Origin of the sequence: Halolamina salina, assembly GCF_042678005.1 — an archaeon.
GTDB classification, from domain to species: domain Archaea; phylum Halobacteriota; class Halobacteria; order Halobacteriales; family Haloferacaceae; genus Halolamina; species Halolamina salina.
Map to the genome: position 1 here is coordinate 1 of NZ_JBHUDH010000056.1, position 1,024 is coordinate 1,024.

Below are 1,024 nucleotides of genomic sequence, written 5' to 3' on the forward strand. Positions count from 1 at the left end.
CGACTCCCACTCGCCGTACGGGGTTGTGGACATGCGCGTCGCTTCGGCGGACGCCGGCTTGACAGTTCGGGTGGACGAGGGTGTCGCCGATTCGGTTCGAGGTGTCGTCGCCGGTTCGGCGAGGGTGGTCAGTCGCCGTCGGTGCGGAGGTGGTGGAACACGTACGTCTGGGCGTAGCCCGCGTACGCGTCGGGGCCGCTCTCGCCGAACGGCTCGTCTCGTTCGGGCAGGCCGGCGCCGAGGCGCTCCCGGATCGACCGCGAGGTCTCGGCGTAGTTGCCGCCCTCGCAGTCGGGGAAGTAGTCGCCGATGGCGGTCTTGATCCACGTGTCAAGCGGGATTGCCTGCAGGTAGCCGAGCGAGAACAGCAGCACGCAGTCTGCCACCTTGTCGCCGACGCCGACGAACTGGGTGAGTTCCTCGCGTGCGTCCTCGTACGGCAGGCCGCGCGCGTCGCGGGGGTGGGCCTCCCCCGAGGCCACCATCTCGGCGGTGCGCTGGACGTACGGCGCGCGGTAGCCCAGGCTCAGATCCCGTAGTTCGTCCTCGGTCCGCGCGGCCAGCGCCTCGGGCGTCGGGTAGGCGTACAGCGTCCGGTCGCCCAGATCGACCGGCGTGCCGTAGCTCTCCCGGAGCGACCGCTGCATCCCGAAGATCCGGCTCACGCGCATCTGTGCCGAGCAGATGAAGGAGATCAGGCAGGGGAAGGCGGGATCCCGGACGAGCCGCAGCCCGCGGTAGCGGTCGTACGCCCGCGAGAGCAGCGCGCCGTCGTCGGTCGCGTCGTAGATCGCCGCGAGGTCGTCGTCGAGCCGGAGGAGATGTGTGAGGATCGACTCGCCGTCGACCGACTCGGTCGGTGCCGCGGGATCTGCGTCGTTCCCTGTGTCGGCCGGAACACCGCCGGCCTCCCACTCGATCGTCCCGTCGTCGACGCCGCCACGCTGCCGGGCACGGACGACCGTGGGCTGGTCGACCAGCCCCGGCGTCGGCGGGAGGACGGTCTCGTACCACGCATCGCTGC

At 70.9% G+C, this 1,024-nt stretch carries 1 protein-coding gene; it reads right to left on the reverse strand.

The window, feature by feature from the left end; translation table 11 throughout:
• Window positions 1–128 precede the first annotated feature (128 nt).
• On the reverse strand, window positions 129–1,024 hold an 896-nt coding region (locus ACFR9S_RS06625; RefSeq protein WP_379818309.1), incomplete at its 5' end, for a DNA-3-methyladenine glycosylase family protein.